Origin of the sequence: Asaia sp. SF2.1 (assembly GCF_000505765.1) — a bacterium.
Classification (GTDB): domain Bacteria; phylum Pseudomonadota; class Alphaproteobacteria; order Acetobacterales; family Acetobacteraceae; genus Asaia; species Asaia bogorensis.
Genome location: NZ_AYXS01000049.1, coordinates 84,876 through 92,854, shown reverse-complemented (window position 1 = coordinate 92,854; position 7,979 = coordinate 84,876). Strand labels below are relative to the sequence as shown.

The following is a 7,979-nucleotide window of genomic DNA, read 5'->3' as shown; positions in this document are numbered from 1 at the left end:
CCTTATCCAGCCGGTCCCAGATCAGGATATGGTCGTCGAAGTCCAGGCCCCCGGTCACGACCACCTTGGGGCCGGGCGGGACCAGCAACTCGCCCTCGGCGCGGCGTCGGGCGTTGAGGAAATCGCGGCTGTCGATCATGGAGGCCGTCATGGTGCGACGTGACACCAGCGAGCCGGCCTTCGGACGCCACGCGCTCAGGGTCAGGCGCTCGAACTGCTCCTGCGCCTCGTCGCGGAAGATCTCGTAGGCGTTGCGGCGCTCGATCAGGGTCAGCCCTTCGGCGATCAGCCGCTCCAGTTCCACCGAGCGGATCTCGCTGCCATCCTGTTCCTGCTGGCTCCGTTTCTGCGCCTGCTCGTTGCGGTCAAGCTCACGCTCAACCTGGCCGACCATGCGGTGGAAGATGTTCACGGTGGACCAGAGCAATGCTTCGAGATCGGCTTCCAGCCGTGTGTCGGTCAGCGTCGCAGCGATGGCGTCGAAGATGTCGGCCACAGCACCCCCGATGCGCTGCGCTTCGGGTAGCGGCCTGGGGTCCGGCTCGTCCGCGAAGGGACGGTAGCCATACATCTGGAGTTCGGTCAGCACATGCGCGGTGGATGAAGCGGCGTGCGGCGGTTCGAAATCGTCGGTCATGCGGGTCATGAGGCTGTCCTCCCAGGTCTCCGGCTGCGCCCTTCGCGGCCTTTCCGGGGGCGGACAGCGGCAGACCAGGGACGGGCCGGAACCGCGCGCTGGCGCGCGGCCGCAGCACAGCGAAGGATGGCAGGGGGCCGGCTATTTTGCCTCGCGATGTAAAGCGCCCCCACAGGGCGCGACGGAAAATAGCCGGCTCACGCCATTGAAGGCCCGGCCCGGCTGACGCCCGCTCCCCACTTGAAAGGCCGGGGCGCGGACCTGCCGGACGGGAGGCAGGACAGGCCCGCCGACAGAAGACGGCCCCCCCACTCCTCTTTCCGGCCCGCTCAGGTATCGGCGGCCTCCAGAAAGCGTGCCACGTCCGCTGGCGCGAGTTGCGGATGCAGGATCGCCCGCAGCGCGCCGCGTCCCAGCGCACGGAGATCATCATTGAAATCGCCCAGCCGTGGCGACAGGCCGATCAGTTCGATCCCGGCGTCACCCGCGCGGGCGTGCAGCGTCGCCAGCGCCTGATCCCCGGCCGGATCGTCGTCGCGCAGGACGTAGAGACGGCGTAGCAGCGGCGGAAAGATCAGGGCAGCGAGATGTGCCGAAGACAGGCAGGCGGCCAATGGCAGATCGGGCAGAACCTGCCGCAGCGAAAGCACCGTCTCGATGCCTTCCCCGGCGGCGAGCACGTCGGATGCCACCCCGAAGCGCACGGCATGACCGAGCAGCCCGCCCAAGGCACGGCGCGGATGGTCGACCGGTGCCTTGCCACGGCCGTCCGCCGCCAGCCAGGTGCGATGCACACCGGTCAGAGTGCCGTCGAGGTCGGTGACAGCGGCGATCATGGCGGGCCAGGTCTCGGTCAGACCGTCCTCGTCCGGGCGGTAAAAGCAACGCGGATGGAAGCGCAGGGCTTCGGTTCCGTGCAAAAGCGTAATGTCGCGTCTACGGAGATACGCGTCTACGGATGTGCCTATGATCGGCCCGGACATGGCCCAGAGCCGTCGTGCCGCTTCGGAAGAACTGGCGGAAGCACGCTCACGGGCAGGTCGGTCCTGTGACGGCGGCACTGGGTCAGGATGCGGCAGGCTGAGGAAGGCGCGTGCCTCGTCGGCCACGTCGCGGAAATCCACCAGGCCGAGGCTTTCGCGGATCACGTCGAGCAGGTCGCCATGCTCACCCGACTGAGCGTCCGTCCATTTTCCCGCCCTGCCGTTGGCGGTGTCGTGGAGCCGGACGAACAGCGACCGGCCGGGCGTATTGCGCACGTCACCGACCAGCCAGTAATTGCCGTGACGGCGACCGGCGGACAGATACTGCCGGCACACCGCCTCCGCGTTCTCCGCCAGACGACGGGCGAGATCGCCTGCATCATGCAAGGTCATCGCCCTGCCCTCCTGTGTCGGGATTGCCTCCGTCCAGGGCGATCGCCAGCCAGCGATCGGTGGTCATCCATGAAATCGTTTTGCGCCTGCCAAGGTCAAGCAGATGCGCACCGCCGCTGAAGGCGCCGATCCGGGGACGTGAACAGCTATTGGCCCACTGGAATCCCCATCGGCCCCGAAGCCGGAAGGCCCGCGCACAGCGTAGCACGAATTCCACGACCTGATGCGGATCGCCAGTCACCTCATCGCGCATCCAAAGCTTGGTGCCACCATATTCCGGTTCTACAGAAAGCCGGAACCCATCAGATGGCGGGTCTTCCGCCGCCAGTTCGTCCATGAATTCATTGTAGAGATCGAGCGCCTTGGCAGCGTTTTCCACCGTACCCACATCGAGAACGCACGAGAAATGCGTGAAGAAATCAGCCATCGGAATGACTCCCGAAACGAAAAAGCCCGGCGCAGTGGCCGGGCTCGTAAAAACGTCTTTACGGAAAGACAGAAAAGCGGCTTTCAGGAAGCACGCTCCATCAGCCTGCGGGCCTTCTCTTCCAGATCCAGCCGCGTGTCCTGGTTGGCCTTTGTCCGCGCCAGCGCCGTAATCCCCTGCACGAAATCGAACACACTCTCGGGCTTGCGGCCTTCCTCGTGCAGCACGGTTTCGATGATCTTTGCGGTTTCCGGTTTCGAGAACCCGCGACGACGCAGGAAACTTTCGCGGTCTTCATCTGTTTTCGCGACCAGCGCCCGACGCGAGGCCTGAATGCCGGAGACGAACGAGGCCGGGCTGGCAGTGGCGAAATTCCGTAGTGCTGGTGTCGCCTGATGCACGAAGCGCGAGGCCGCGAACTTACTATGCCGGATGGTGATCTGTTCGAAATTTTCCACGCCCCACAACATCCTGTTTTGACACACCCCGCGCAGATAGAATGACGCAATGCCTAGGCTCTTGCTGCCGACTTCCGAATTCCAGGCGTAGAAACCCCGGAAATAGAGATCGGGATCGCCATTGGGCAGGCGTCCGGCCTCGATGGGATGCGTATCATCCACGAGGAACAGGAACACGTCCCTGTCTGACGCATACAGCGTCGTAGTTTCCTTGGTGATATCGACGTAGGGATTATGGGTCATGGTGGCCCAGTCGATGACGCCCGGCACCTTCCAGTTGGTATCGCCTGTGCCGTCACCCGCGATCTTGCGCACCGCCCCGACCAATTCGTGATCCCAGATGCGGCCATAATCCGGACCGGTCACGGCGCGCAGTTCTACCCGTCCGTCTTCGGTCTCCAGCGTTTTCACCAGTTCGGCGCGGTGCGACAGCAGCCCGTGCTGGAGATTGATCGCCGCCAGCGGTGCCGGCAGGTCGCGCAGATAGGAGGACGGCGCGCTGACCAGGCTGCACATCTGGCCGAAGGACCAATGCGTCGGCGCGATCGGCTCATGCTGTCCTGGCACGGTCAGGGTCAGACGCTCGACATTGTCGCGCGAGGCCTCGACGCGGATGGCGCGGCTTTCCACCGTGCGGGCCGTGGCCCGGTCTGCCCGCGCCAGCGTGGCAGCATGCAGGTCGGACAGCGACAGATAGCGTTCGTCATCGGGGCGCGAGAACCATTCGGACGATACGCGGGCGCTGCGTTCGCCACGGGAGGGATCAATCCGGAAGCCCGTGCGGGCGGAAGACAGAATGGAAGCGGACATGGGGACTCTCCTCTCTTGCCGGATATTCGGCATCAGAGGCGAAGCCGCCCTCTCACTCCTTCCCGGCCGGACCGGCACGAAAAAAGCGGCTTCCGGATAACGGAAGCCGCTTTCTCGAAATCCCGCATCAGCTCATACTGTGCGGTGTTTCATGCTCTACATCGAGAGGCCTGGCGCGTCCCATCCATGGACAGGGTCGGATTTCCTTCACCCAGTCCGCAAAGCTCGGGATAAACCCGAAATCTTCCCGGACGTGCTGTTCGCCGATCAGCCGGGTCGGCACTGCCCGCCCGGTCGAAAGCGTGAGTGTGACACCGAACAGTTTTTCGGCAAGGAAGATGCCTTCCGCATGGTGTCGCAGCGCCCGGTGCCGGAAGTCCGCCGTGATCAGTTTCGATTCATCGAACCATGTATGCAACGGCAGGTAATCCTCTACCGTACCGCCCCATTTCCGCACAGAGGAGAGGGCATGATGATAACTATGCGCCATGGTGCCCTTCCTCCGTCCATTCATGGCCGTAGTTTTCGACGGCGGTGTAACGCTCGTTATACTCCAGGGCGATGGACCGTCCCGCGACGTCAAAGGTAAACTCGCCATACGCACCATCATTGTTTTCCCAACCACCGTGCGCTTCGGAAAGCAGGTCGTAGCAGACGTTCTCAATGACATCCTTGACGCTGCAATCATCAGTTTTCGACGTGGCACATTGCCAGTCGACAGAGATGTAAGGCATGCAGTTTTCCAGAACCGTATTATCGGTTTCCGGAGTGACCGCCATATCTTCGATCTGGCCGCTATCTCCGCAACCATCGAAGGTGACCACCGCTGTTTCGATCCCAGCAGCATCAAGGCAATCAAACAGTGCTTTGCGATTGACTGCTCCAAATTCCTGTTGCCGTTTCCGATAGGCCTCATAATGCTCGGAAAAGGCGGTGAAGGTATCGGCCCGTTCAGGCGTATTTCCTGGATTGGTCATGTCCTGTTTCTCCTGGATCAGCAGGACGGCCCTGACCGAAGCCAGGGCCGGTTAGGTTCGGAGTCATGAATTACGAGGCGCCCGTCATTCGGCCGCGATATTCGTGGCGGTTTCGATGGGGATAACAGCGACCTGTTTCTGATGACCGTCGGTCAAACCAGCAGTTCGCAATGCTTCGGGCAGCCAGCCGGAGCCGTCCAGCAACTGCTCGGCCTCACTGGCCATGTCCATTTTCTTGAGATGCGCAATGCGGGCCGCTGCCTCATCGCCGCGTGCTTCGCGTACGGCTTCGAGGATACGCGCCTTGGTGACACGGCCGAGATAGTTCTCCACCGTCGGCTGCCATCCCGCTTCGGCCGGATTGAGTTGGAGCACTGTCGCCAGCCGGCCGGCTCGCGCCAGGCGCTCCCTGACGCTACGTGCCAGAGACGGACCATGGGACGATTCATGCAGCGCGTTGACGCCAAAAGACAGGCAATGCGCCAGTAGGGCCAGGCGACTGGTATCATCCAACCCGTCGAGCCACTGCCAGAGTGCATCCTCGTCATCGGGAAGATCATGCTTCCAGCCCTCGTTGCGCTGGCGAAGTTCATGAGCGGGAACACTGCCCGGCATGTCTGGCGAATGCACCCGCAGCGGGATTTCCCGGACATAGGCTTCCAGGCAATCCGCGCCCGACACCTGCCAGTAGAGATCGCGCACCAGCGTGTGGAGCAGTTCGGTCAACGCGATGTGCGGATTGCCGGCGAACGCGTCACGCAGGGCCAGCGTGCGCCAGGCCGTCAACTCTGTCAGCAGGCGGTCGGGCAGCGGCTTCAGCCCATCTTCCTCTTCGGGCTCGGTGCCGGGGGCGCCTTCCGTCCCAGTTCCTTCGACGTCATCACCCGCGCCGTGATGGACGACCGCGTCATCATCACCCTCGGGTGTATCCGGGCCGTCCTCGGGCTCCGCCGGCACATCTTCAGGGCGGACGAAGCCCCGTTCGACCAGCAGCGTGGCATCAGTATCCAGGCTGATAAAGGCCCCTGCCCGGACCACCTCCGCCGGATCGAAGGACACAGGGCGTTCTTCCAGCGCCTCAATAGCCTGTTCGATCTCCCCCAGCCGGGTATCGACGTCGTCGGGGAACTCATCGGCCTGTGCGTATTCCGCCTCGATGGCTTCCTGCTCGCTGTGCAGAGCGGTTAGACGGGCGGCTTCTTCTTCCGAGAGCACAACCGGCGAGCCTTCAATCCTCGCGAAGCCCCGCGTGTGTCCCCACGGGAAGGACAGCGCCGTCTCGACCCACTTCCAGCCTTCGGCGCGGATGTCATCGGCCGCCCCAGCCAATTTGTCCATCACCAGCCGGTCGAGGAGGGTCGGATCCTGCAGCCAGCCGCCGTCATCGGCCTCGAACAGGTCACGCATGACATGGCCACCGGCAGCGAGATAGGCATCCAGCCCGACGAAGCGCACGCGGCGATCCGATGCGCGCACGGTTTTTTCCGTCAGCATGCGGCGGATCAGATAGGGCTCGCGGTTATGGCTCTGGGCGATAATCTCCCAGACCTGCTCCTGACGGGCATGGTCATCACTGATGGAAAACGCCATGAGCTGATCGAGCTTCATGCCGTCCTGCTCGTAAATCTCGAGCAGTTTGTCGGACACGGTCATCAGGCGCAGGCGCTGTTTGACCACGGTGGGCACGACGAAGAACGCGGCGGCGATCTCGTCCTCGGACATGCCCTTCTCCAGCATGTCCCGAAAGGCACGAAACTGGTCCAGCGGATGCAGCGCCACGCGCTGCACGTTCTCGGCCAGGGAATCATCCTCGGCGAGAATGGCCGATCCGGCCTCGCGCACGACACAGGGCACCGGGGCAGTCTTGGCCAGTTTCTTCTGCTTGACCAGCAGTTCGAGCGCGCGGAAGCGACGGCCGCCAGCCGGCACCTCGTAGGAACCTGTCTCCGTCCCATCATCGTTCAGAACAGGGCGTACGTTGAGGCTCTGGAGCAGCCCGCGACGTTCGATGTCGCGGGCCAGTTCCTCGATCGACAGGCCGGCCTTCACACGCCGCACATTGGACTGCGACAGCACCAGTTTGTTGAAAGGGATATCACGGGACGCATTGAGAGCGATTTTCTGGATGGCGCTCGCCATGGCGGAACACTCCGTGACGGACGGGCGGAAGCCTCTCTCCCACCCCTGAATCCGTCATGAAATCACTCCCACCCTCTGACTTTTCATGAAAAACCCGAGGCCGATTAAGTCGCTAACCGTCCTCTTGTCGGTCGTCCAGCCTGTGTTATCTGCTCCCCGAAACTGGACATGTGTACTCGCAGTATACATCACAAAAGATGCGATGTCCGATCTGTATCCGAGTCAGAACACCAACATGAACCGCACCGTCGACAGAATATGTTAGACCACCCGTAATCCACAGAAAAAGCTACCGAATGTCTCAAACAAAAACGACGCCTCACCATTCGGCGCTTCTGACTCAAGCCGGATCGCGACATCATGACACCTATTAATTATATAATGATATACACAAACGATGTTTCACAACATAATAAACGGCGTATTCAGGGCAATCTTGTGCAGTCCAGCGATGCATCGTGATGTTCGCCCCACCCCTTTTGCCGGGAAGTGGCACACCTTCTGGCATTTAAATCCGCCAGACAGTTCTTGAACTCAGCCGTTCCCGGAGTATGCCCCATGCTCCGGCAACTTTGTTCGTCCTCAGTGAGTCGACGATCTGTCGTCGTGCCACATGCAGAAAGCAAAGCGATCAAAGAGATACACGTCGTTATTTTAAACGAATTCCTCAAGTATGCGATCATAACGTTCCTCCGCCATCATCAATGGTAAGCATATAGTAAAGCCTGAACCCTTCTAGGAGTGTCCTAATAATTATAGATTTTTTTGAAGAAATGTCAATTTTTCTATCTAGCCGTAACCTGGAAATAACCCTATTCGGGCCAGAGTAAGCCAACTGCTTTCTTCAAAGGTTTACGACGTGCGAAATAATCATACGTAACGTTCGATATATTTTCTGATTTACAATATCTTTTTTGGGCAATGTCGCCGCTTCTAGTGATTTCATCATCACACACGCGCGTTAAATGGCGATATTCTGACGCAAATTTCGTAAGATTTAATGGTGCTTATACCATCCATACCCTCGAATATTGTTCCATGCATCGGTGGTATGGCAGGCATAGCAATGCTCCACCGGGGCATCCTGATGCGCGACGTGCTGCGAAATCATTTTGAAATGCATCATGTAATGGCTGGGCGGCGCCTTGTGACAGG

Annotated in this window: 7 protein-coding genes; all 7 read right to left on the bottom strand. The window is 60.8% G+C overall.

The window, feature by feature from the left end; translation table 11 throughout:
• On the bottom strand, positions 1-646 hold a 646-nt coding region (locus tag P792_RS39300), incomplete at its 3' end, for a hypothetical protein (RefSeq protein ID WP_035440765.1).
• A gap of 320 nt (positions 647-966) precedes the next feature.
• Entirely contained in the window at positions 967-2,013 is a 1,047-nt protein-coding gene (locus tag P792_RS33980; RefSeq protein WP_010517764.1) for a toprim domain-containing protein, read from the bottom strand.
• Positions 2,000-2,440, bottom strand: coding sequence for a hypothetical protein (locus P792_RS33975; RefSeq protein ID WP_018308132.1), 441 nt, complete (start codon positions 2,438-2,440; stop codon positions 2,000-2,002). The genes P792_RS33980 and P792_RS33975 overlap by 14 nt, the downstream gene beginning before the upstream one ends.
• Positions 2,441-2,523: 83 nt before the next feature.
• Positions 2,524-3,708 carry a hypothetical protein gene (locus P792_RS33970; RefSeq protein ID WP_018308133.1) on the bottom strand — a complete coding sequence of 395 codons (1,185 nt, stop codon included), beginning with the start codon at positions 3,706-3,708 and terminating at the stop codon, positions 2,524-2,526.
• Positions 3,709-3,835: 127 nt separating this feature from the next.
• Positions 3,836-4,198 carry a DUF6915 family protein gene (locus tag P792_RS33965; protein ID WP_010669161.1) on the bottom strand — a complete coding sequence of 121 codons (363 nt, stop codon included), beginning with the start codon at positions 4,196-4,198 and terminating at the stop codon, positions 3,836-3,838.
• Entirely contained in the window at positions 4,188-4,685 is a 498-nt protein-coding gene (locus tag P792_RS33960; protein WP_010669160.1) for a DUF6878 family protein, read from the bottom strand. Before P792_RS33960 ends, P792_RS33965 begins: the two co-directional genes overlap by 11 nt.
• Before the next feature lie 84 nt (positions 4,686-4,769).
• Positions 4,770-6,824, bottom strand: coding sequence for a ParB/RepB/Spo0J family partition protein (locus P792_RS33955; protein WP_018308134.1), 2,055 nt, complete (start codon positions 6,822-6,824; stop codon positions 4,770-4,772).
• Between the last annotated feature and the right edge of the window lie 1,155 nt (positions 6,825-7,979).